The sequence below is a fragment of the Helicobacter sp. NHP19-012 genome, from assembly GCF_019703325.1.
GTDB classification, from domain to species: domain Bacteria; phylum Campylobacterota; class Campylobacteria; order Campylobacterales; family Helicobacteraceae; genus Helicobacter; species Helicobacter gastrofelis.
The window spans coordinates 1,188,378-1,210,883 of record NZ_AP024819.1; the positions used below are offsets into that span (position 1 = coordinate 1,188,378).

The window sequence follows — 22,506 nt, forward strand, 5'->3', positions numbered from 1 at the left end:
CAAAAGGCCGCATTTTACAACAAATAGCCTTAAGTCAAGGCACGCACCACGCCCGCCATCGCCCCCACGCTTTCAAGGACTTCTTGTTGGTTAATGGTGTAAGCGGGCATGAAGTAAATGGTGTTGCTTAAAGGGCGTAAAAGTAGCCCCAACTCTAAGCCCTTTTCAAACACCGCAAGGCTTAGGCGTTGGCTGCCCTGATAGCCCTCTAGTTCAAAGGCAAAGACCATGCCACACTTGCGCAAGTTTTTAACGCCCTTTAGCCCTACTAATTGCTCTTGCATGCAAGTGTAGATAAAATTGCTAAGTGCCTTGTTTTGCTCCACCACGCCTTGTTCAAACAAGTCTAAAGTGGCGTTAGCGCAGGCGCAAGCCAAGGCGTTGCCCGTGTAGCTGTGCGAGTGTAAAAAGCTTTTATCCTGCTCATAGGGGGCATAGAATTTATTATAAATTTGATCGCTTGTGAGCACCACCGCTAGGGGCAAATACCCCCCCGTGATCCCCTTAGATAGGCATAAAAAATCGGGCTTGACGCCGCATTGCTGATAGGCAAAGAGCGAACCCGTACGCCCAAAGCCCACCGCGATTTCATCAAAGATCACTAACACCCCCCGCTCTTGGCACATTTGCGTAGCCTGCCTTACAAAGTCTGCGCTGTAAAAATGCATGCAGCCTGCGCACTGGATCAAGGGCTCTAAAATGAAGGCGCTGAGATTGTTAGACTCCCTGTCTAAAATCTGCTCTAGGGCGTGTAAGGCTCTTGGAATGTCCGCCTCGTCTTTGGGCACGGGGGTTTGCAGTTGATCGCAAAAAATGCCCTTGTAGGTGTCCTTATACAGCCCCACCCCCCCCACGCTTAACGCCCCCAAAGTTTCGCCGTGGTAGCCATTTTCTAGGGATAGGAATTTGGGCTTTTGTTTGCCTTCAAGTAGGCGGCTATGATAACTCATCTTCAGCGCCACCTCCACGCCCGCCGAGCCGTTGTCGGCAAAAAAGCACTTGTTAAATCCGCTTAGAGCGCACAATCTAGCGGCCAAATTAATGGCCTGGGGGTGGGTTAAACCCGCTAATAGCACATGTTCTAATTGTTCGACTTGCTCTTTGAGCTTGGCATTAATGTAGGGGTGGTTATGCCCAAACAAATTCACCCACCAAGAGCTGATCCCATCGATGTAGCCCTTGCCCTCAAAGTCGTAAAGATACACCCCCTTAGCGGACTTGATGGGCAGTAGGGGCAAGCTAGCATGATCGTGCATTTGGCTGCACGGGTGCCAAATGTGTTTAAAGTCTAAAGCGTGCCATTCAGCATTACTTGGCATACAAAACCCTTTAAATCGGCATTTTTAGCCTAAAAGATAAAAAATTTAGAAATATTTTAGTGAAATTCTTATAAAATTACCGCTTATGGTGAAATTGCGTAACAAGGGTAAGGGTCTATGATTTCGTGGATGCAAAAGCACAAAAAGTACTTGGTGGTGACCATTTGGATCAGCACCATCGCTTTTGTGGCTGCGGGCATGATCGGCTGGGGGCAGTATAACTTCTCCTTGGCGGGTGGGAGCGTGGCAAAGGTGGGGCGGATTTCCATTAGCCAAGAGGAGCTGGCTAGAGAACATAAACAACTCTTAGACATTTACAGCCAATCCATCCCCAATTTCAAGGACTTGAGCGAAAAAGAGATCAAAGCCCTAGGGTTAGAGCAAAACGCTTTGAATGTGCTCATCAACCAAGCCCTACTAAAAAACTTTGCCCTAGATTTGGGGCTGGGGGTGAGCGATAGCGAGATTGTCGCCGAGATTCAAAAAAGTGAACTCTTCCAAAGAGACGGGCATTTTGACGAAGGGCTGTATAAAAAACTCCTACAAGAAAACAACTTCCGCCCCAGCACCTTTGAAGACAATGTGAAAAACACCCTCCTACTTAAAAAAATCGCCTCTCTATTCCCCCAAGCCTTAACCCCCCTAGAGCAAGAGGCGTTCATGCTCCCTTTAAGTTTGCAAGATCGGGTGCGTATTGAGGTGCTTGAGCCTAAAGAAATCCCGCTTAAAGAAGAGAGCCTCAAAACCTACTACAACGCCCACAAACAAGACTACAAAAAACCCACAAGCTACACTTTAGCCAGCCTGCAAGTGTCCGCCAAAGACAACCCCAAAGAGAGCGATTTAAAAAGCTACTTCAATAAGCACAAAGAGCAATATACTTTGCAGGGCAAGCCCCAAGAGTTTAGCAAGGTGGAAAAACAAGTGCGCCAAGACTACAACAGCGACAAGGCCAAAGAGCAAGCCCTCAAAGACTACCTAGCCTTAAAAAAGGGGCAGCTTAAAGCCGAAAGCGAAACCTTCACCACCCTGCCTTACGGCGAGGACATCAATAAAAAAATCGAGTCCATGCGGGTGGGTGAGGTGTTAAAACCCCTGCCCTACAAAGAGGGGTGGGTGGTCTTAAAACTTGTGGAGAAAAACGCAAGTGCGCTTGAAAGCTTTGTTGAGGCTAGGGCGAAGATCGCCCAAATTCTGCAAACAGAGGCACAAATTAGGGAGCTTAAAAAAGAAGCCTTGCAAAAACTGCCCACCTTCAAGGGTAGCGACATCGGATTGTTGAATTTAGACTTTAAAGGCAACATCCACGACCTGGGCGAAAAGCCCTCCAAAGCCCTTGTGGATTACATCTTCAAACACCCTTACAAAGAGGGCTTTGCGCTCTTAGAGGGCCCTAGGGCAGTGCTCTATAAAGTCTATGCCCAAGACTTTAAACACCCAGTGAAAAACACCACCTATTTAAAACAAATGGCGCAAAACCTCAAGGCCCAGGCTTTGGATGGGGCTTTAATTGCCATGTTGAAGCAACGCTATAAAATCACTTTATACGCCAGGAGCCGCCCTTGAATCCCATCGTTTTGGGCGTAGACATTGGCTCTAGCAAGATTTGCGCCATCATCGCCGAGATCAAGGAGGGCACGCCACAGGTGATCGGTGTGAGTGTGCATAAATCCGAGGGCGTGAAAAAGGGCAATATCAGCAACATCAGCCAAGCCGGCGAGATTGTCAAGCAAGCGATCGAGGACGCCAAGCGCATGGCGGGGCTTGCCTTTGTGGAAAAGGCGATCGTGTCCATCTCGGGGGCTTGTACGCAGAGCGTGAATAGTGCGGGGCTCATCAATGTCCCCAACAACGAGATCACGCTTAAAGAAATCAACCGCGTGCTAGACACCGCCCTGCACAGCGCACACATCCCCACGGGCTATGAAGTGATCCACATCCTACCCTACCAATTCAAGCTAGACAGCCAAGACAACATCGAAGATCCGATGGGCATGAGCGGCTCTAGGCTAGAAGTGTCTACGCACATTGTAACGGTGCAGCGCAGCAGTTTAGAGAATTTAAGGCGCACGATCCAAATTGCGGGCGTGAAAATTGAAAATGTAGTTTTAAGTGCCTATGCCGCCTCGATCGCTGTTTTAAACGAAGATGATAAAGCTTTGGGCGTGGCGTGCATTGATTTGGGTGGGGGCACTTGTAATATGATGGTCTATGAAGGCGGGTCTATGTGCTTTAACAACTACCTAAATGTAGGCTCAGAGCACATTCGGGACGACTTGGCCAGCGTGTTAGAAGTGCCCCTAGGCACAGCCGAGTATATTAAAAGGCAATATGGCAATCTCATGGCAGAGGAGAGCGATCAAGAGATCGAAGTGCCCGACATCGGGGCAGAGAACAAGAAAAACCGCCTCTCTTTACAGCTCGTGCACAACATCATCCGCGCGCGGGTGGTGGAAACCTTTGATGTGCTCAACCGCCGTTTGATTAAGAGCAATTTAAAAGACAGTATCCGCCGTGGCGTTGTGCTCACCGGTGGGATGACGCATGTAGAGGGGATTAGAAATGTCGCCTCCGTGATCTTTGGCAATATCCCCGTGCGCATCGCCAAGCCGGTGGAGCTTAGCGGTTTGTCTGAGGAACTTAAAGACCCGACAAGCTCGGTGGCGATTGGGCTGATTTTATATGGATCGGGCAAGCACACGAATTACGAAAAAGACTCAGAAAAAACGATCCGTTACAAGGAAAATAAGCAGGCTCTGCCCGCCGGTTTCACCTACACCCAAGAGCGCAATTACATTGAAACCGATTTAACCAATCTCAAGCACACGGGCGAGAGTGGGGGCGTAAAAGAGAGAAAAAAGGATATAATACCAACTCCTGATCCCCCCAAAAAAAAGGGCGGTTTCTTTGGGTGGTTATCTCAGTACTTTTGAAGGATGAGTTGTGGCAATGGTGCATGAAGAAGGCATAGGTGTAGAAGAGGTTTTTGAAACCAATGGGGCAAAGATTGTCGTGATCGGCGTGGGGGGTGGGGGATCGAATATGATCGCCCACTTGATCGCCACGGGCACTTTTAAGGACATCACTTTGATCGTCGCCAACACAGACGGGCAGGCGTTGAAATCCTCCAATGCCAAGAATAAGATCCGCTTAGGCGAGAAGCTCACGGGGGGCAGGGGGGCTGGCATGCGCCCTGAGATTGGCAAACAAGCCGCCCAAGAGTGCATCGAGGCGATCAAGGAGGCGGTCAGCGGCGTGGATTTAGTCTTCATCTCTGCAGGGCTTGGCGGGGGCACAGGTACGGGAGCAGCCCCCGTGATCGCCCAAGTGGCTAAGGATGCGGGGGCTTTAACTGTGTCTGTGGTTACCAAACCCTTTAGCTTTGAGGGCAAAAAGCGCGCCAAAGTCGCTGAAGAGGGTTTAAAAGAGTTAAAGGCAGTCAGCGACTCGATTGTGGTGATCCCCAACGAGCGGCTCATGGGTTACATTGAAAAGAGCATGGGCATGCGCAACAGCTTTAAAGAAGTGGATAATGTCCTTGCTAAGGCGGTCAATGGGATTTCGGGGATGATCATCAACTTTGGCGAAAATGACATCAATGTGGATTTTGCCGACTTAAAAACCGTGATGGGACATAAGGGTTTGGCTTTAATGGGCATTGGCGAGGCTACGGGGGTGAATGCCGCCACGGTGGCGGTGGAAAACGCGATCACCTCACCCCTCTTTGACAACATCTCCATCAATGGGGCGATGGGGGTTTTGGTGAATTTTGAGTGCCACCCAGACTATCCCCTAGCTGAGGTCCACGCCGCGATGGGAACCGTGAACGACATGGCAGACGATGACGCTGAAGTGATTTTTGGCACTTGCACTTCGCCCAACATGCCCACCGATCAAATTAAAGTTACGATTGTCGCCACGGGCTTTGAAAAGCAAGAGGAGCACAAACCCGAGTCCAAACCCGAGGGCAACACGCCCAACCTGTCTAAAAGCACGCTAGGGGGTTTGCGCCTAGCAAGCGGAGATGACTACCAAAATGTAGACCTAGACATCCCCGCCTATCTGCGCCACCAAAAAGACTAATAACACGCTAACATGCAGGTTTTATAGTCCGCATACTCTCCCCTTAAAATCGCCTCCCTAGCTCCCCTAACCAACTCTAGGTAAAAGTGCAAATTATGCAGGCTTGCAAGGCGAAAATAGAGCAACTCCCTAGCCTTAAACAAGTGGTGTAAGTAGGCTTTAGAATAGTGTTTACAGGTGTAACACCCACATTTAGGGTCTAGGGGGGTGTCGCTTGATTTTTGCGCTTGCGCTTTGATAGAAAGTTTGCCAAGGTTGGTAAAAAGCGTGCCATTGCGCGCGTTCCTTGTGGGCATCACGCAGTCAAACATATCCACGCCTAACTCGATGGCGTTTAGTATGTCTTGGGGTGTGCCCACCCCCATTAAATAGCGGGGCTTGTGTGGAGATAGAAACTCTGTGGTGTGGGCAATGGTCCTATACATCTCATCTGCACTCTCGCCCACCGCCAGCCCCCCGATCGCATAGCCATCAAAGTCCAGCTCCCCCAGCTCTAGCGCACTTTGGCGGCGTAAATGTGGGTCAGTCCCGCCTTGCACAATGGCAAAAATGTGGTTTGTGGGACTAGCGTGGGTTTGGTGGTGTTCTAGGCTCACCCTAGCCCACTCTGTGGTTTTTTCTACGGCGTGTTTTAGGCGATCAAAAGAGGCGGGCAAACCCACCAAATCATCAAGCACCATGCAAATGTCGCTGTTTAGGGCGTATTGGACGTCAAGGACTTTAGCAGGGGTAAAAAGGTGTAAACTCCCATCAATATGGGATTTAAACACAATGCCCTCGGCGTGCTCTTTGGCGTTGTGCTGCAGAGAAAAGGCTTGAAAGCCCCCACTGTCGGTTAAAAAATTGCCCTGAAATTGGCTAAAGCCGTGCAATCCGCCCAGATTGTGGATCAAGTCCGCCCCCGGTCTTAGGTAGAGGTGGTAGGTGTTAGCTAAAATAATGGGGGCGTTTAAATGCGTTTGTAAGTCTATGGCGTCTAGGCTTTTTACGCTGGCTTGTGTGCCTACGGGCATGAAAATGGGGGTTTGCACTATGCCATGCGCTAATTTTAAAGTCCCTGCCCGTGCTTTTTTATCCACGCCATTTAGGGTAAAATCCATTTTTGACCTTAACATTTTTAGATTATAATAGCCAAAAATGCTAGGGACGCGGGTTGAAAAAAGTTGCCTTGATTGTGGAGGGCGTGGTCGCTCAAAAATTCATGGAGTTGGTTGTGTCTAAATTTTTTAGCAATAATTTTTACTTAGTCATCACCAAAGCTCCCGAGTGTCTACCCCCCAGTTTGCCAAGCACCTTTGAAGTGCATATTTTCGATCCCACTTCTAGCTACCGCCTAAGCCCACTCATCGATGCGCATGTGAGCGATGCCTTTGTCTTGCTGGAGAATGTCAAAGAGCAACAGGCGGTGTGTGAGATCATCCGCCAAAAAAATAAAGAGGTGCGGTTGGTGAGTTTGGGGCAAAAATGGGAGGGGATGAAAGACGAGCAACTTATTTTGTTGGACCCGACCCAAATCATCGCCAACAAGTGCATCGCCAAAATCCCTAATGTGCCCAGTGTCCCGCAAGGCTTTGGGCTCGAACAGGGCGAGGTGATGGAGATCGGCGTGCCTTTTGGGAGTGTCTTTGCCTACCGCCACATCGGTTCTTTGCGCCAGAAGGATTACCGCATTGTAGGGGTTTATCGCAAAAATAGCTTTCATTTAAGCCACCCCTCTATGGTGATACAGCCCAGAGATCAACTCTTGGTCGTGGGTAACCCCGAAACCTTGAATAATGTTTATTTGCAAGTCAAAAGCAATGTGGGGCAATTTCCCGTGCCTTTTGGGCGGGATTTCTACTTGTATGTGGATATGTGTCTGCAGTCTAAAGAAGCCCTACAAAGAGATATAGATCAAGCTCTAGCCTTGCATAGCCAGCTCAAAAGTGCCATGCTCTATATCCATGTGCTAAACCCCACAAACCACACAGCCATCGAGCAAATCCGCACCAAAGAAGCTAAAAATATCCAAGTTGTGGTGGATTTTAGGGGTTTAAACTTTGCTACGAAGCTGCGCCAAGACAGCCGAAAGAAAATCGGACTTGTGATCATCGGTAAAGAGATCTTTAAACGCCAAGTGAACCGCAAAGCTCTTTTTGAGAGCGTGAGCCCCATTTTTAAAACGAACGCCAAAGGACTTAAGGGCATTAAAAAAAGCATGGTCGTGCTCAACAATAGCATGGAACGCAATGAGGACATTTCCTCCGTGATGTTTGATGTGTGCGCCCAAATGGATTTAAAAATGTTGCTTTATGACTTCGACCCCGACAAACGCCACAAAATGGCAGTCATTGAAAATTACAGCTATCTCTCCCATATCTACAATAGGAAAATCCAAGTGATCCGCACCCAAAGCAAAAACCCCATTTTGTTTTTAAACAGCCTAGAAAGCCCAATTTTGCAATTCCTGCCCTTTGAATCTTGCATCATTAAAAACCCATTTTGGGGGCTGTTTTCTACAAGCCCTGAGCGTATGGCATTTTTAAACGACATGCACCCCCAAATGTTGATCCCGGTAGTGGAGTAGAAAATGCGCCTAGAGATACAAACCAAGAACTTTAGCTACCCCGTGCGTATCGGGGTGTTAGAGCCCATCACGCATGCTAGCAAGGTTTTAGTGGTGAGCGACTCCATAGTCGCCCCCTTGCATTTAGACACCTTGTTAAGTAAGCTCCAAGCCTCTAAAATTTTTACCCACGAAATGCCTAGCGGAGAAGAGCATAAAACATGGGAGGGCATAGAAAGCATTTTAGAAAGTGCCTTTGAGGCAAATTTGAGCCGCAAGGATTTAATGCTGGCTCTAGGGGGGGGTGTAGTGAGCGATATGGTGGGCTTTGCCAGCGCGATTTATAAAAGGGGCATTGCGTTTGAGATTGTGCCAACCACGCTTTTAGCCCAAGTGGATGCGAGCGTTGGGGGCAAAACGGGGATCAACAACGCTTATGGCAAAAACCTAATCGGGGCGTTTCACCCCCCAAGGGCGGTACACATCGACCCACAATTTTTAAAGACCTTACCCCAAAGAGAGTTTAAAGCAGGCATTGCTGAGATGATTAAAAAGGCGGTGTGCTTTAATAAAGATTACTTTGAGTGGCTAGAAAAGCACCCTTTAGAGAAACATTTAAGCGAGGGGATTTATAAAAGCGTGGCGATTAAGGCTGAAGTTGTCGCCAAAGACGAGAGAGAGGAGGGCTTACGCATGGGGCTAAATTACGGGCACACCTTTGCGCACGCCATTGAAAAAGTGGGGCGTTACAGCACGCATTTACACGGAGAGGCGGTGGCAATCGGTATACAAATGGCAAACGCCCTCGCTTGCTATTTAGGGCTACTAGATAACCCCACACAAGAGCGCATTAAAGCCTTGCTGAAAACTTACGGCTTAAATCTGCCCTATAAAATTACGGATTTTGAGGGCTTTTACAAGGATTTACAAATGGATAAAAAGAACAATCAATGTATTTGCTTTATTTTGCCAAAGGGTTTGGGCGCATTTGTGGCGCGTGAGGACATAGACAAATCCACTTTAAAAGAGGCTTTACATGCGTGGCTTTAGTCTATGGCTTTTGCTCTTTAGTGTGCTCTTTGCCACTAGCTCCCAAGAGTTAGAGAGCCAATTAAACGCACTCAATAAAAAGCTAGAAAAGACGGATAGCATATGGCTACAAAAGTATAAAAACTTTGAGGACTATGGCAAAATTTCTTTAGAAATTGCCAAAATCCAAAGCAGCCTCAAAGAACTAGACAGCAACAGCCTAGAGGCAAACACTCTAAAGCATAGCCTGCAAGCCTTGCAACACCAAGAAAAGTTGCTTGAATCCTACAAGAGTAACCCTTTTAAAGGGCTCATAGAAAAGCCCACCATCAACAATATCCCCAATATCAACAACCCTCTAGCCATTGTGACGGGGCTCTCTTACATTAAAGCCCTACACGCCAAATTAGCGATCTTGCAAGCCCACCAAAAAGCCTTACAACAGATTACAAGCACCATAAACGCACGCTTAAAGCTTTTGCAAGAGTTGCAAGCCCTAAAGCCTAAAAAGTGGGAAACCCCCCTTTACCAAGAAAAAGTGAAAAAAATCGAATTTGAGAGCGCACAAAATCTCTTAAAGGCGAGCCTAGATGCCTATATTAAGGACATGGAGGAGACCACACAGGGCATAAAAGCCCAAATTAAAGACCAGCTCTTTAAGCTTTTTTATGTCTTGCTGATTGTGTGCGCCAGCGTGATGCTGGCATGGATGTTAAAGCACCTCAGCCATAAATACCTTTACAACGACGAGCGCGCCTACACGATCAACAAGGCGGTGAATTTCATCAACGCCAATGTGATTGTGCTGATCTTTCTCTTTGCTTATTTAGAAAATGTGTCCTACCTTGTAACGATGCTAGGCTTTGTGGGAGCGGGCTTTGCCATTGCCATGCGCGACTTATTTATGAGCGTGCTCGGTTGGCTCACCATGATTTTAAAGGGGAGTGTGCATGTGGGCGATCGCATCCGGGTGTCTAAAGATGGCAACACCTATGTGGGCGATGTCTTGGACATTTCCATGCTTTACATCACACTATTTGAAGATGTAACGCTTATCACCTACCTTAAAAACAATGGGCAAGCTGGGCGTATTGTCTTCATCCCTAATCATTGCATTTTTAACGGACTGCTCACCAATTACAGCCACTTGGGGCTTAAGAGCTTTTGGGATAGCGTGGAGTTCTTTTTAACCTTTGACTCCAACCACGAAAAAGCCCTACAAATTGCTATCCAGATTGCCACCGAGTTTTCCAAAGAACAAAGCCAAACCACCGCCACACAGCTAGCTAAAATGCGCTCTAAATACGCTTTGCGTAGCATAGACACCGCCCCTAAAGTCTTTTTTATGAGCGAGAAAGAAGGGATGCGCTTGTATGTGTCCTACTTGACAAATGCCTACAACACCCTCCCCTTGCGCTCCACAATCTCCACCACTATCGTGCAAGCCTTTTTAAAGACCAACGACATTTTCTTAAGCCAAGCCCTCAAAGAAGTGCAAAGCAAGCAAGAGTTAGACTAAGCTTACCACCATTGCTTTAATGCGCTCTTGGTAAGCCTTTCTAGCTTGCAAGGCTTCTTGCATACCCACCGCCTTAAAACGCACTTTTTGATTGGGTGCAAATTGCCCGAGCCGATCCAAATCGCAACTAATTAAGGTGCAATACATCGCAAAGCCCCCACCACTAGGCGCGTCCCTTTGTAAAACGATGGGTTCATTGCCCCCGGGGGCTTGCATTGAGCCTACGGGATAACACGCGTCCGTGATATTGCTAGGATTAGCCCCCGCTCCAAAGGGTTGGGGCAAGTCTTTATAAGTGAATTTCTGCCCGTTTTTAAAGCGATAGCCCAGCCTATCTGCCTGCGTAGAAACTACAAAAATATCGTTGAAAAGATTTTTAAGGCTCTCTTCTGTGAGCTTGTAATCTTGCAAGCCCAACACCACCCTAAGCTCTTCAATCTCTTTTAACTCCAAATGATAGCTTTTATCTAGACTCTTGGCGCTGGGCTTACCCGTGGGCGTGCCTATGGGTAAAATATCGCCCGCTTCTAATTTGCGCCCCTTAAAGCCTCCAATGCCCCCTAAAGGATAGGTGGAACGAGAGCCCATCACAAGGGGGACATCCACGCCCCCCGCAATCGCCAAATACGCCCTAGCCCCTTTTTTAAAATAGCTAAACTCCAGCACGCCCCCTGCCGGGACTTTTAAGGCGGTGTGGCTTGGCATTTCCTCTCCATTGATTTTAGGCGTGGTGTGCGCCCCACACACAGCAACAACCGCCTCTTTTTCAAACTCTAGTTTTGCCGGCATTAACGCCATTTCTAGCCCAGCGGCGTTTTTATCATTCCCCACTAAAGCGTTAGCCACCATAAAAGAGGCTTGATCGAGTGCGCCCCCCGGGGGGATACCTAAATGATAATAACCATACCGCCCCAAATCCTCTACAAAAGTTGCAATCCCCGGACTGATGACTTTAAAAGTGTTCATGCCAAAGCCTTTAAGATTTCTTGATTATAGCTCACTGGGTCAGCCTGCCACTCCTGCAAAGAAAAGGGGGTTTGGCGGATTTTAAGGGTAAAAGTCCCTTCTTCTACTTGCTTGACATAGGCGTTGTATTCGCTTTCGCTGCAGGGGGTAAATTTGATGATGTCCCCCGGATTTAAAAACACCATGCTTTCTTTAAAGTAGGGCAAGCGTTGTGCTGGGTCCCAAACGGGGGCGGGGGTGATGCCCATCATTTGATACCCGCCCCCTCCACGCACGGCGTAAATGCACCCAAAGCACCCCCCATGCCCGATCGTTAAAGCCGGCGTGTCTATGCGCGCAATGGGGTATTTAGGCACTTGTATTTGTTTCGCCCGTTCCACGAGCTGATAAAGCCAAGGCAGTCCCGCCACAAAGCCGATCATGCTCACAAACCAAGGGCTTTTGGCATGTGCCTCTATAAACTCTTCTACACTGGCATAGCCGTTCATTTGGCGGGCGTATTCTATGTCTGTCATGTTCGGGTCTAGGGTCGAGCCGGGTTCTCTGCATTGGTGATTATTGCGAAAGCCCATTAAACACGTATGGGTGTAGGGGTCGTTGTAAAGCACAGGTATTTCTATGAGCCTTGTTTGGATCGTGGTTTGCGCCCCCACGACTTCTTGCTCCAAAGATTTTAGAATCTCTAGGGCTTTGTCGTGTGGGAGAATATCCGGGTCAAAGGCGATCATATAGGACGCATTTGCCGGGCAAATCTCTGTAATGCCTTTAACTTGCATTTCTCTTAGCTTCTTGCAAATTGCCATGGCTAAGAAAAACGCCTCTAAGGACATGCCATCCTCGCTCACCTCCACAAACAAAAAGGTATCCCCCCCAAAGCTGTATCTAAATGCCATGCTTGCCTCCTATGTAGTCCTCTAAAAAGTGTATGCTGTAATCGCCCGCCTGCACCCGCTCGTGTTTGATGAGTTCTTTAAATAGCCCAATCGTGGTCTTCACCCCCTCAATCTTAAATTCATCCAACGCCCTTTTGAGCTTACTCAAAGCAAGGGGGCGGGTTTGGTCATAGACGATGAGTTTAGCCACAAGCGAGTCGTAAAAAGGGGGGATGGTGCGCCCGCTAAAGAGCATGCTATCTAGCCGAATGCCCGAGCCGGTGGGGCATTGTAATTTAGTGATCTGCCCGGGGCTTGGGAAAAATTTATTTTGGGGGTCTTCGGCGTTGATGCGCACCTCTATGGAATGCCCCCTTAAAGAGATGTCGCTTTGCTTGTAAGCCAAAGGTTCGCCATCAGCAATTCTTAGCATTTGGCGCACTAAATCTACGCCCGTCACTAGCTCTGTAATGGCGTGCTCCACTTGTATCCTTGTATTCATCTCTAGGAAGTAAAAGCCCTTACTTTGAGAGTCGTATAAAAACTCCAAAGTCCCCGCCCCCTTGTAACCCACCTCCTTAGCCATACGCAAGGCGCACGCACACAGAGCCTCCCTCGTTTGGCTGTCTAAACTTGGGCTTGGGGCTTCTTCTAACACTTTCTGCCTGCGCCTTTGCATGGAGCATTCACGATCATAAAGGTGTATGACTTTATTGCCATCGCCTAGCACCTGCACCTCTATGTGTTTGGCATTTTCTAAATACTTTTCCAAATACACCCCCCCGTTGCCAAAGGCACTTGTGGCTTCTGCCACCGCCACGCTAAATTGTTCTTTTAAACCCTTTTCATTTTCTACAAATCTAATCCCCTTGCCCCCACCCCCCGCAACAGCTTTAATGAGTAGGGGGTAGCCGATGTGTTGCGCTTGCTCTAGGGCTTGTTTTAAATCTTGCAAAACGGGGGTGCTTGGCATGGTCGGCACTTGGCTTTTTTTCGCCTGTTCTAGGGCTTTGGCTTTATCGCCCATTGTGGCGATGGTTTCACTACTGGGACCCACAAAAATAATGCCCGCTTCTTCAACTCTCTTGGCAAATTCAGCATTTTCGCTCAAAAACCCATAGCCCGGGTGGATTGCATCGACCTTTGCCTCTTTGGCAATTTTTAAGACATTTTCAATGTTTAAATAGCTCTTATAGGCTAAATTCTCCCCCACTCTATAACTCTCATCGGCAAGCTGGCATGCCAAATTGCCCGCATCCGCATCCGTGTAAATCGCCACCGCCTGCATGTCTAATTCGTGGGCGGCTTGGATAATCCTTACGGCAATCTCCCCCCGATTAGCCACGAGCACCTTAAATATCTTGCGTGGTGTGTAAGCCATTTAGCCCACCACAAAGAGCACATCGCCCGGATTTACAAACTGCTCGTTTTCAGCCTTAATTTCTATAATCTTGCCCGCCACGCCAGCTTTGATCTCGTTAAAGGTTTTCATCACCTCTACAAGGCAGAGCGTGGTGTCGGGCTCTACTTGTGAGCCCACTTCCACAAAGGGGGCGGCATCGGGGTTGGGCTTTCGATAAAAGGTCCCGGGTATGGGGCTAATGACTTCGTGCATGGTTTCTCCCTTAAGATTTATGGATTTTAGGTTTTTGGATTTTAATGCCCTTCTCTTCTAAGAGTTTTCTTGTGGCGTGGATGAGAGCCAAAGCCCCCGGGGTGTCGCTGTGGATACAGACAGAGTCAAAATCCACAGCGATGGTTTTACCGCTCACGCTTTTAACACTGCCCTGCTCGCACGCTTGCAAGACTTTTTGGGCGACCTCTTCGGGGGTGTAGGCACGGGCACGGCGCACCATCACCAGTTGCCCATCATCGCCATAATCACGATCCCCGTAGAACTCCCGCACAAAGGGGTGTTTTAACTCTTGTGCTACGGCGTGGGTTTGTGTGTTTTCCATGCAATAAACGGGTAAGTTAGGGTCATATTTATGCAAGGTGCTGATGAGTGCGTAAGAAAAATCTCTATCCTTGCTAGCGTGTATGTATAAACTGCCATGGGGCTTGAAGTGGTGCAAATGCCCGCCTAGTAGGTGTAAAAAGGCTTGCAACGCCCCCATTTGGTAAAGGCAATCGTTGGTAAGCTCTGTGGGGTTAGCCACAATGTGTCTGCGCCCAAAGCCCACCAAATCCCTAAAACTTGGGTGCACCCCGATTGCCACACCTTGCTTTAGGGCGTTCTCCACAGAGTGGCGCATGATATTCGGGTCGCTGGCGTGAAAGCCCGCCGCGATGTTGCAACTGCTGATAAGCTCCATGATTTTGTCATCCACGCCATCGCCGATCACCCAAGGCCCAAAACACTCGCCCATGTCGCTGTTTAAATCAACTTCTGTCTTCATGTCACTCCTTTAAAAAACCCAAGTATGGCACAGAAACAACAACACTTAAAAACCAAGCCCCAAAAATCACACCCAAGCGTTACCAAACCCCCCAAACCCTAGCTCACATTTCCCATAGGCTTTAAGTTGTGGCGCGTTGTTGTCTAATCTGGCTAACATGGGCGAAAATTAAGGGGTTTTCATGATTTTAGTGTCTTTAACCGCTGAAATTGGGGCGAGCAAACACGGCAGTAGTGTGGGCGTGCTTAGGCTTAAAGAGAGGCTGCTTGAAAAGCACTCTGAAATTAGCGAGCATATGGTCTTGATCCGCCAAAAGCAATGTTTCTTGGAGGATTTTTTTAGATTTGCTAAGAACTTTGAGGATTATTACTTTTTTTGCAAGGATAACCTCATACCTAGCATGCGTGCAGTTTTTAAAAAGGGGGAGTTTCCCATTATTTTGAGTGCCGAACACTCAGGGGCGTTTGGCATCGTACAAGCTTTGCGCGCCGTGCATTCAAACAAAAAAATAGGCATTTTATACATAGATGCGCATGCTGACATGCACACAGCTTATGACAGCAGCTCGGGCAATTTGCACGGCATGCCCCTTGGCATGATCTTAAATAAAACCCACACAGGGCAAAATGCTCTAAACTCCCAAGAAATCGAGTATTGGGAGAGGCTATGTGTTTTAGACTTACCCAAGGGCGCGTTAGAGTTTAATCCCAAGCATTTAGTGTATTTTGGGGTGCGGAGCACGGAGGCGAGCGAGCGCAAAGCAATAAAAGATTACCAAATCCCGCTTTTTAGCGTGACTGAAATTAAGGAAAACACACCCAGCGTGGTGGCACAAAGTCTAAAGCATTTAGAGAGCGTGGATTTGGTGTATTTGAGTTTAGACATCGATGTCTTAGACGGCAAGATTTTTAGCTCTACGGGGGTGAGGGAGAACAATGGGCTAAGCCCAGAGGAGTTAAAAGAGTTGTTTAATGGGCTTTTAAGGGCGTTTAAAGAGCGTTTAGCCGGGGTAGAGATCACCGAGTATAACCCAGAGCTTTGGGAGGGCAAGAACCCCGATGAAGAAATTATTTGGGGCTTGCTAGAAGATGCTGTGTGTGTGGTGGGTGGAAAATGTTAGGGTTAGTCAAAGAAAGCATGGATTGTGAGTTTAGGGTGGGACTCGTCCCCCACGATGTGGCACAGCTCACCCCACATTTTAAGGTCATGGTAGAAGAGGGGGCGGGGGTGATGAGTGGCTACAACGATGAAGCTTACGCTCAGGTGGGGGCTAAAATTGTGGGGACTAAAAAGGCATGGGCGCAACAAGTGGTGGTCAAGTGCAAAGAACCTTTAGAGGGTGAATACGCCTTGCTTACAGAGGGAGCGACTCTTTTTAGCTACCTAGATTTGGCCTACAACAAACCCCTAGCGCAAATGTTTATCGAGAAAAAAATCACCTCCCTTTGCACAGAAACCTTAGCCGGACCCAAGAACAACTACCCCGTGCTCGCCCCTATGAGTGTCATTGCCGGGCAACTCGCCGCCCATTTCGTGCAGCATTACTTACTCGGCTTAGAGCATTTGCCCGGGGTCTTTGGGCTTGGGGTGCTTTTGGGCGGTTTGGCAGGGCAGGCAAGGGCTAAGGTCGTGGTTGTGGGTGGGGGCGTGGTGGGTTTGGAGGCGGCAAAATCCTTAAGTCTAGCAGGCGCACGGGTAGTTATCTTGGAGCTAGACCCCTTAAAATTACAAGAGCACCCCTACAAACAACTTTATCATTTAGAAGTCCTCGCTGTGCATGAAGAGAACATCAAAGACGCTTTAAATGGGGCGGTTGGGCTTGTGGGGGCAGTGTTGATTACTGCCACAAGCACGCCTAAAGTCATTTTAAAACGCCATTTAGCCCTAATGCAAAAAGGGGGTGTGGTGGTGGATGTGGCTTGCGATTTGGGGGGTTGTGTGGAAACCATCCGCCAAACTAGCCACTCCCAGCCCGTGTATTCGCAAGAGGGCTTATTACACTATGGCGTGCCCAACATGCCCGGCGTGGTGGCTAAAACTAGCTCCATTGCTTACAGCCAAGCGAGTTTGCCCTATTTGCGGCACTTCCTACAATACGGACTTAAGGGCTTTTTAGAGGCAAATACTAGAGAGGTCGCTAACACCTTAGGGGCTCTTAGTGCCCATCAGGGCTACCTTACCCAAGAGGGGATCGCTAGGGCGTTTGGCTTGCCTTTTAAGAGCGCAGTCGTCGTGCTAAATGGTCTTTAAATAAACCCACACAAGCCCCTAAAAATAAATAAATATCTGCCATGCCTACATACAAGATAGGTTCTTTAATGAGGACCTGCATGGCAAGTGCGCCTAAAAATAGCCAGCCCAAAACTCTATCCAAAGCAAACGCCACAAGCGCGAAGATGCACAGACTAGACATGGCTAAATCGCCATAGACAAGACTAAAGGGCAACAGCCCCAAAGTATCCACAAAGACAAACAAAACAAAAAGGGCTAAAAAGGCGTAGGCTTTTCTAGATAAAAAGGGCGTATGTGTGCATTTAGACAGCAAACCCCCCACGCTTAAAAGCAAGCTAAGTGTGCTCGTGCCCCCAAACAGCCCCACAAGCACCCCACTAAGGGTTAGCCCACACACAGGCACGCTCAAAAGAATGAAGGCAACAATCCCCCAAAGGGCGTTAAAACCTACAAATACCCACACCCCCACACAAAAGGCGAGCAATACAGCGTCCACTATAAACTCTTTAAATATGCAAGGTTAAATACCAAGTGGGCGATGGCTTTGCGCTCTTTGGTGTAGAGGACATGCACTTGATTATTAAAGATCAACACAGCGGGGTAACTCACTTCTCCTCTTTGGCTTGTGTCTAAAATCTTTAAAGGCATAAATGTCCCACTTGTGGCATTGAAGCGGGCTAAACGCAAGGCACTTCGTGCGTTCGGGTTTTTAGGCAAAGCTTGATTATAAATGAGATACAACTCCCCATTAGCGTTAAAAAGGGCGTTTGCGCTGTCAAAATTTTTAAGATTGCTTAAGCGTGGGGGTTGCCAGTGCCAAAAGTCTAAACAAGTTTGGGTGTAAAAATGCGTGGTCTTGTAACTTCTAAACGCCACAAAAGCGCAATGTTTATAGGGGACTAGGCTCGGTTGTAATTGTTGCTTTAAAGAGTTTGGCTTTAGCAAGAATTGTAAATGCGCTTTATTGTCGAACTTTAAGAGCACGGGGGATTTTCGGGCTAATTCGTGGTAAATGGGGAGGATAAAGCCCCCGTCTGTGGTCGGGGTCGGGGGATTTCTCACCAAGTGGCTAATATTCAAAAAGGGGCTTAGGTGCAAGGTTTGCTCGTAGTGTAAAGCTTTGGGCTTATTTAAAGGTGTGTTCAACACATAGATTCTAGAAGTCGCCCACCCACCCAAACTCGCCCCCACCACAAATAAATACAGCTTGTCCTTATGTGCGTAAAGCACGGGATTGCCTAGGATTTTCACAAACTCGTGGGCTTGTCGGCTAAGATCGCTAGCAGATAAAAGCTTAAACGCCTTGCTCCATTGCTTGTTTTGTGTGTTGTAAAGATTGCCCCAAACGCAAACATCACTTTGCCCTTCTTTACTCCCTCCAAAATAGGCGGCGAGTAAAATGTGGCGATCTAGGGCGATTAGACTCGCTGAATGCATACTTTGAGTGGGTGGGGAGGGCAGAAGTGAGGGGGACTGAAGTGGGGGTGTGTCGTGGTGAGTGTGGGGGGTGTGAAGTGTATAACGGGCTTTTTAGGACTTAAAAGCCAAAACACACCAAAGAGCACTAAAACAAAGGCAAAAACTTGCATATAAAACCTTTAAATAAAGGCTGTAGTTTCGCACAAAATAACTTAAGGCGTTTTGTATTCTTGCCTCCCGCAATACACCCGTTTTCTATGCGTGTCAAACTTGGGGCTAAAGAGGTCTTTACTTTCTAAGTTATCCTTTGTGTGTATACCGACAATGGGTAAAAGAGTGTGGATCAAGTCATCGCTCATAAAGGGTTGGTGCACTGCCTTAGCGATTAATTTGACTTTGTCGGGGTGTTTTTGTTTAAAGGTATCCGTAACATACACCATAAAAGGGATTTCTACCCCATATTTAGAACATCTATGCCCATAGGTGTTAGAACTTTGAAAAATGTCTTGGGCGTGATCAGACAAGTAAAAAATGATTGTGTCCCTGCCCTGAAACAACTTAAAAATCTCATTTAGCTATGGTCGGTGTAGTAAAGGGAATCGACATAGTCCGCCACAACTTGTTTATCTTTTTCATTTTTAACATGCAAGCCTTGATAAGGGATGTCTTTGGGGGTAAATTTAGCAAAGTCTTTAGGGAAGCGGCTGGCGTAAGTGTAATGGCTTCCAAAGAGATGGAATAGTAAAAAGTTTTTAGAAGTCAGTTGGCTTTTAGCCCGCTCGTTAAACGCTTTAATGAGCCACTCATCTAGGCTGGCGTTGGGCACATCTGTCGGACCATTGCTCCAATAACGCTTGTTAAAGGGGTAGGACCAAAGGGAAAACGAAGGGTTATTTTCTAAATCGTCTTGTGCGTCTAACCAAAATGTGGAATAATCTGCTGCCTTAAAGACACTGCCTAAATTCTTTTGTTGGTACCAAGGGATTTTGGCGTTTTCTCTATCGCTGTAATTTAAGAGGACTTGAAAAACGGCGTAAGTGTTGGCAAAGGGAGAGATGACATCATCAAAGACGAAGAGATTAGGCTGTGTTAAGCTACGCTGTAGGGTAAGCGAAATTGCCTTCTCTCTCTCTCTCTCTCTCTCTCTCTCTTATAAGCCCACTTAAAAAGGGCGTGTTTTGCACAGGGTAGCCATAAACCCCCATAAAATCCCTAGATACACTCTCTCCCACAATTAAAACCACATTGGGCACACTATCAGTATCTACGCTTAGGTAGTCTTTAACAAGTGGCTGTTTTAGGCTTGTGTAAATGGTCTTTATTTGCTTATATTCTGTCAAAGTGGCACCAAATGCGTAGATTTCCTTTACAACGGGGATTGTATGCATTGCAATGTTAGGGTTAATCAACTTCCCATGCCACCCCTTTACATAAAACGCCCCGATATTATGCGCCCAAAAGAGTCCAAAGAGCACCCCAAAGGTTTTCAGGCTTTGGGGTGGGGTTAAAGCCACTTGCAAGCGCACAAAATATAAAAACGCCACGCAAACCCCCCAATACAGCCCCACAAAATCTAAATGGGGTTTGCCTACGCTCTCAAAAAACTCGGCACTCTCCTTAGGATTCGTGCTTAAAATGGTGCCGACCAAAGAGGGTGTGAAAGCCATTTGGCAATAATGAGAGGCGAATAAATCTATGAAGGCAAGAATGAGGCTAAACCCTAGCATAAATTTTGTGCCCCACGCACAAAGCGGGGGAATTTGAGAAAGCCTAAAAGAAAATAATAAACATAAAAGAGCAAAAAGCTATAAAAGGCAACTTTGAGCACATGCCATAAACTTTCTTGCATGCTATGCACTTCGGGTGCAAAAAATGCCCCCACAATAGGGGCTAAGACCATTAGCCAAAATTTATTGTCTAAAACAACTTTACCCATAAAGTCTTTTCTAGGGTTTTTTAAGCAAACGCTCCAAAGGACATGAGTTTTTCATAGCGCAGGGTTAAAAAATCGCTCTGCTGGATCAGGGGGAGTTGTTGCAAGAAGTAGTCTTTAATAGATTGGCTGGCCTGTAGCTTGTCGCGGTGCGCACCCCTCTCAGGCTCTAAAATGATGTCGTCGATCAAGTTGGCTTTTTTTAGGTCAAAGGGGGTGATTTTCATGGCTTTGACCGCCACCTCGATCTTGCTTGGGTCGTTCCATAAAATCGCCGCACAGCCCTCGGGCGAAATCACGCTAAAGACGGCGTACTCCATCATGGCAAGCCTGTCTGCCACTGCAATGGCTAAAGCCCCCCCACTGCCCCCCTCTCCGATGATGATGGAGATGGTGGGGACTTTCAAGGTGGCAAATTCTTGCAAGTTCCTAGCGATTGCCTCGCTCTGCCCGCGCTCTTCTGCCCCAAGCCCCGGGTAAGCCCCCGCAGTGTCCACCAACATTAAAATGGGTAGGTTGAATTTCTCGGCAAACTTTGCGCTTTTTAGGGCCTTGCGGTAACCCTCAGGGTTTGGCATGCCAAAATTGCGCATGATTTTATTTTTGGTCCCCCGCCCCTTTTCCTCAGCGATCACCACCACCGGCACGCCCTCGATCTTGCCCACAAAGCACACAATGGCTTTATCATCTTTAAAATGTCGGTCGCCAAAGAGCTCGTATTTGTCGGTTAAAATCAGGTCGATGTAGTCCATCGCATAGGGGCGGTCGGGGTGGCGGGCGAGTTGCAGGCGTTGGTAGTCGGTGAGGTTGGAGTAAACGGCGTTGGTTTCTTTAGCTAGACGCCTTTGTAAAATTTCCTTTGCGTCCAAGTCCCCCCGAATAGTCGCCATCTCGATATCCTCTTGCAACCCCTTAATGCGGTTCTCAAAATCTAAATAGACAGCCACTACAATCTCTAAACTACAAGGCTTTGAAGATCACCACGCCATTGGTCCCCCCAAACCCAAAGGAATTGCTCATCACCGCCTCTAACTTGGCTTGCCTTGCCTCGTTGGGGATGTAGTCCAAATCGCATTGAGGATCGGGGGTTTCTTGGTTGATCGTGGGGGGCAGTATACCCTCTTGCATTGCCATGATAGAGATCACCGCTTCAATCGCTCCAGCCGCACCCAAGCAATGCCCGATTTGCCCCTTGGTGGAGCTAACAGGGGGGACATTTTCCTTGCCCCCAAAGACATTTTTTAAAGCGATGGTTTCGTAAAGGTCGTTGTAGCCCGTGCTGGTGCCATGGGCGTTGACATAGCCCACTTTCGCCCCGACTTTGCTTGCCATATGCAAGGCTTGTTTCATGGCGCGGTAAGCCCCCTCGCCCTCGGGAGCGGGGGCGGTGATGTGGCAGGCGTCCCCACTCTCGCCATAGCCCACAAGCTCGACACAAATGGGCGCACCTCGGCTTTTTGCACTCTCATACTCTTCTAAAACCAAAGCCCCCGCACCCTCGCCCATCACAAAACCATTGCGCTCTTTATCAAAGGGGCGGGAGGCTTTTAAAGGCTCATCGTTGCGGTTGGAGAGCGCGCGGATGGAGGCAAAGCCCCCGATGCCCACAGGGCAAATCGTAGATTCTGCCCCCACCACAAGCATGCGATCTGCCCCCTCGAGCACGATCGTTTTATACGCCTCGATGATGGCGTGCGTGCCGGCAGCGCAAGCGGTGACGCTAGAGAGATTGGGACCTTTAAAGCCGTACTCAATGGATACAAAGCCCCCGATCATGTTTACCAAAGCCGAGGTGATGAAGAAGGGGTTCACCTTGCGTGGGCCCTTGTCAAAGCAATAAATGGAGTTGGCTTCAATGTTACCAAGCCCCCCGATACCAGAGGCAGAGCTAATGCCCATGCGTTCAGCCCACTCTTGCGGGCATTTGCCCTCTTGTAAAATTTGGCTCTCAAAAACCGCCTCTTTGGCTGCCAAAAGGGCGAGTTGTATGAAACGCCCGGCTTTTTTGACATCTTTTAAATTCATCACCGAGGCGGGGTCAAAGTTGGTGATCTCGGCGGCGATCCGCACGGGAAAGCCGGTGGTGTCAAAGCTGGTGATCTCTTTCACCCCGCATTTGCCCTTGACAATGGCACTAAAAGCATCTTCCTTATTCAATCCTAGGGCATTGACCATCCCCATGCCCGTTAC

Annotated in this window: 23 protein-coding genes; 8 read left to right on the plus strand and 15 right to left on the minus strand. The window is 48.1% G+C overall.

The window, feature by feature from the left end:
* Positions 1-29: 29 nt before the first annotated feature.
* The gene (locus tag K6J74_RS06060) at positions 30-1,319 is read right to left on the minus strand and encodes an adenosylmethionine--8-amino-7-oxononanoate transaminase (RefSeq protein ID WP_221271417.1); all 1,290 of its coding nucleotides are present in this window, start codon (positions 1,317-1,319) and stop codon (positions 30-32) included.
* A gap of 129 nt (positions 1,320-1,448) precedes the next feature.
* Here K6J74_RS06060 and K6J74_RS06065 point away from each other — a divergent pair, with 129 nt between their 5' ends.
* Genes K6J74_RS06065 through ftsZ form a run of 3 tightly spaced genes read left to right on the plus strand, consistent with a single transcriptional unit; the run spans position 1,449 to position 5,402 of the window.
* Positions 1,449-2,885, plus strand: coding sequence for a peptidylprolyl isomerase (locus tag K6J74_RS06065; protein ID WP_260321555.1), 1,437 nt, complete (start codon positions 1,449-1,451; stop codon positions 2,883-2,885).
* Entirely contained in the window at positions 2,882-4,252 is a 1,371-nt protein-coding gene (gene ftsA / locus K6J74_RS06070) for a cell division protein FtsA (RefSeq protein ID WP_221271421.1), read from the plus strand. Before K6J74_RS06065 ends, ftsA begins: the two co-directional genes overlap by 4 nt.
* A gap of 16 nt (positions 4,253-4,268) precedes the next feature.
* Entirely contained in the window at positions 4,269-5,402 is a 1,134-nt protein-coding gene (ftsZ, locus tag K6J74_RS06075; protein WP_221272609.1) for a cell division protein FtsZ, read from the plus strand.
* Here ftsZ and tgt read toward each other — a convergent pair.
* A complete protein-coding gene (gene tgt / locus K6J74_RS06080) occupies positions 5,399-6,502 on the minus strand; it encodes a tRNA guanosine(34) transglycosylase Tgt (RefSeq protein ID WP_221271423.1) in 1,104 nt (367 codons plus the stop codon). The two genes, ftsZ and tgt, sit on opposite strands and share 4 nt — an antisense overlap.
* Positions 6,503-6,555: 53 nt before the next feature.
* Here tgt and K6J74_RS06085 point away from each other — a divergent pair, with 53 nt between their 5' ends.
* The 3 genes from K6J74_RS06085 to K6J74_RS06095 are packed head-to-tail and all read left to right on the plus strand — an operon-like array spanning position 6,556 to position 10,495.
* The gene (locus K6J74_RS06085; protein ID WP_221271425.1) at positions 6,556-7,968 is read left to right on the plus strand and encodes a COG3400 family protein; all 1,413 of its coding nucleotides are present in this window, start codon (positions 6,556-6,558) and stop codon (positions 7,966-7,968) included.
* A 3-nt stretch (positions 7,969-7,971) separates the two neighbouring features.
* Entirely contained in the window at positions 7,972-8,997 is a 1,026-nt protein-coding gene (aroB, locus tag K6J74_RS06090) for a 3-dehydroquinate synthase (protein WP_221271427.1), read from the plus strand.
* The gene (locus K6J74_RS06095; protein ID WP_221271429.1) at positions 8,984-10,495 is read left to right on the plus strand and encodes a mechanosensitive ion channel domain-containing protein; all 1,512 of its coding nucleotides are present in this window, start codon (positions 8,984-8,986) and stop codon (positions 10,493-10,495) included. Before aroB ends, K6J74_RS06095 begins: the two co-directional genes overlap by 14 nt.
* Here the strand turns inward: K6J74_RS06095 and K6J74_RS06100 are convergent.
* Genes K6J74_RS06100 through pxpA form a run of 5 tightly spaced genes read right to left on the minus strand, consistent with a single transcriptional unit; the run spans position 10,487 to position 14,732 of the window.
* Positions 10,487-11,461 carry a 5-oxoprolinase subunit C family protein gene (locus K6J74_RS06100; protein ID WP_221271432.1) on the minus strand — a complete coding sequence of 325 codons (975 nt, stop codon included), beginning with the start codon at positions 11,459-11,461 and terminating at the stop codon, positions 10,487-10,489. The two genes, K6J74_RS06095 and K6J74_RS06100, sit on opposite strands and share 9 nt — an antisense overlap.
* Positions 11,458-12,354 (minus strand): 5-oxoprolinase subunit B family protein, encoded by an 897-nt coding sequence (locus tag K6J74_RS06105; RefSeq protein ID WP_221271434.1) that lies wholly within the window; start codon positions 12,352-12,354, stop codon positions 11,458-11,460. The genes K6J74_RS06100 and K6J74_RS06105 overlap by 4 nt, the downstream gene beginning before the upstream one ends.
* Positions 12,344-13,714, minus strand: a complete 1,371-nt coding sequence (locus tag K6J74_RS06110) for an acetyl-CoA carboxylase biotin carboxylase subunit (RefSeq protein ID WP_221271437.1) — start codon at positions 13,712-13,714, stop codon at positions 12,344-12,346. Before K6J74_RS06110 ends, K6J74_RS06105 begins: the two co-directional genes overlap by 11 nt.
* Positions 13,715-13,948 (minus strand): acetyl-CoA carboxylase, encoded by a 234-nt coding sequence (locus tag K6J74_RS06115; protein WP_221271439.1) that lies wholly within the window; start codon positions 13,946-13,948, stop codon positions 13,715-13,717.
* Between the two features lie 10 nt (positions 13,949-13,958).
* The gene (gene pxpA / locus K6J74_RS06120; RefSeq protein ID WP_221271440.1) at positions 13,959-14,732 is read right to left on the minus strand and encodes a 5-oxoprolinase subunit PxpA; all 774 of its coding nucleotides are present in this window, start codon (positions 14,730-14,732) and stop codon (positions 13,959-13,961) included.
* A gap of 181 nt (positions 14,733-14,913) precedes the next feature.
* On the opposite strand from pxpA, the gene rocF reads away from it, so the two are divergent.
* Both rocF and K6J74_RS06130 read left to right on the plus strand, forming a co-directional pair.
* Positions 14,914-15,852, plus strand: a complete 939-nt coding sequence (gene rocF / locus K6J74_RS06125) for an arginase (protein WP_221271442.1) — start codon at positions 14,914-14,916, stop codon at positions 15,850-15,852.
* Complete coding sequence (locus K6J74_RS06130; protein ID WP_221271444.1) at positions 15,846-16,982, plus strand: NAD(P)-dependent oxidoreductase; 1,137 nt, start codon at positions 15,846-15,848, stop codon at positions 16,980-16,982. Before rocF ends, K6J74_RS06130 begins: the two co-directional genes overlap by 7 nt.
* On the opposite strand, the gene K6J74_RS06135 is transcribed toward K6J74_RS06130, so the two are convergent.
* The 8 genes from K6J74_RS06135 to K6J74_RS06165 form a co-directional block, all read right to left on the minus strand.
* Positions 16,948-17,460 carry a hypothetical protein gene (locus K6J74_RS06135; RefSeq protein ID WP_221271446.1) on the minus strand — a complete coding sequence of 171 codons (513 nt, stop codon included), beginning with the start codon at positions 17,458-17,460 and terminating at the stop codon, positions 16,948-16,950. The two genes, K6J74_RS06130 and K6J74_RS06135, sit on opposite strands and share 35 nt — an antisense overlap.
* Positions 17,460-18,401, minus strand: coding sequence for an exo-alpha-sialidase (locus K6J74_RS06140; RefSeq protein WP_221271448.1), 942 nt, complete (start codon positions 18,399-18,401; stop codon positions 17,460-17,462). Before K6J74_RS06140 ends, K6J74_RS06135 begins: the two co-directional genes overlap by 1 nt.
* Positions 18,402-18,595: 194 nt before the next feature.
* A complete protein-coding gene (locus K6J74_RS08690; protein WP_260321556.1) occupies positions 18,596-18,907 on the minus strand; it encodes an alkaline phosphatase family protein in 312 nt (103 codons plus the stop codon).
* A 47-nt stretch (positions 18,908-18,954) separates the two neighbouring features.
* Complete coding sequence (locus tag K6J74_RS08695; RefSeq protein WP_347709917.1) at positions 18,955-19,500, minus strand: sulfatase-like hydrolase/transferase; 546 nt, start codon at positions 19,498-19,500, stop codon at positions 18,955-18,957.
* Complete coding sequence (locus tag K6J74_RS06150; RefSeq protein WP_221271450.1) at positions 19,478-20,110, minus strand: sulfatase-like hydrolase/transferase; 633 nt, start codon at positions 20,108-20,110, stop codon at positions 19,478-19,480. Before K6J74_RS06150 ends, K6J74_RS08695 begins: the two co-directional genes overlap by 23 nt.
* The gene (locus tag K6J74_RS06155) at positions 20,104-20,319 is read right to left on the minus strand and encodes a hypothetical protein (RefSeq protein ID WP_221271451.1); all 216 of its coding nucleotides are present in this window, start codon (positions 20,317-20,319) and stop codon (positions 20,104-20,106) included. Before K6J74_RS06155 ends, K6J74_RS06150 begins: the two co-directional genes overlap by 7 nt.
* Before the next feature lie 20 nt (positions 20,320-20,339).
* Complete coding sequence (gene accA / locus K6J74_RS06160) at positions 20,340-21,263, minus strand: acetyl-CoA carboxylase carboxyl transferase subunit alpha (RefSeq protein WP_221271454.1); 924 nt, start codon at positions 21,261-21,263, stop codon at positions 20,340-20,342.
* Between the two features lie 13 nt (positions 21,264-21,276).
* Entirely contained in the window at positions 21,277-22,491 is a 1,215-nt protein-coding gene (locus tag K6J74_RS06165) for a beta-ketoacyl-ACP synthase II (protein WP_260321725.1), read from the minus strand.
* Positions 22,492-22,506: the final 15 nt, after the last annotated feature.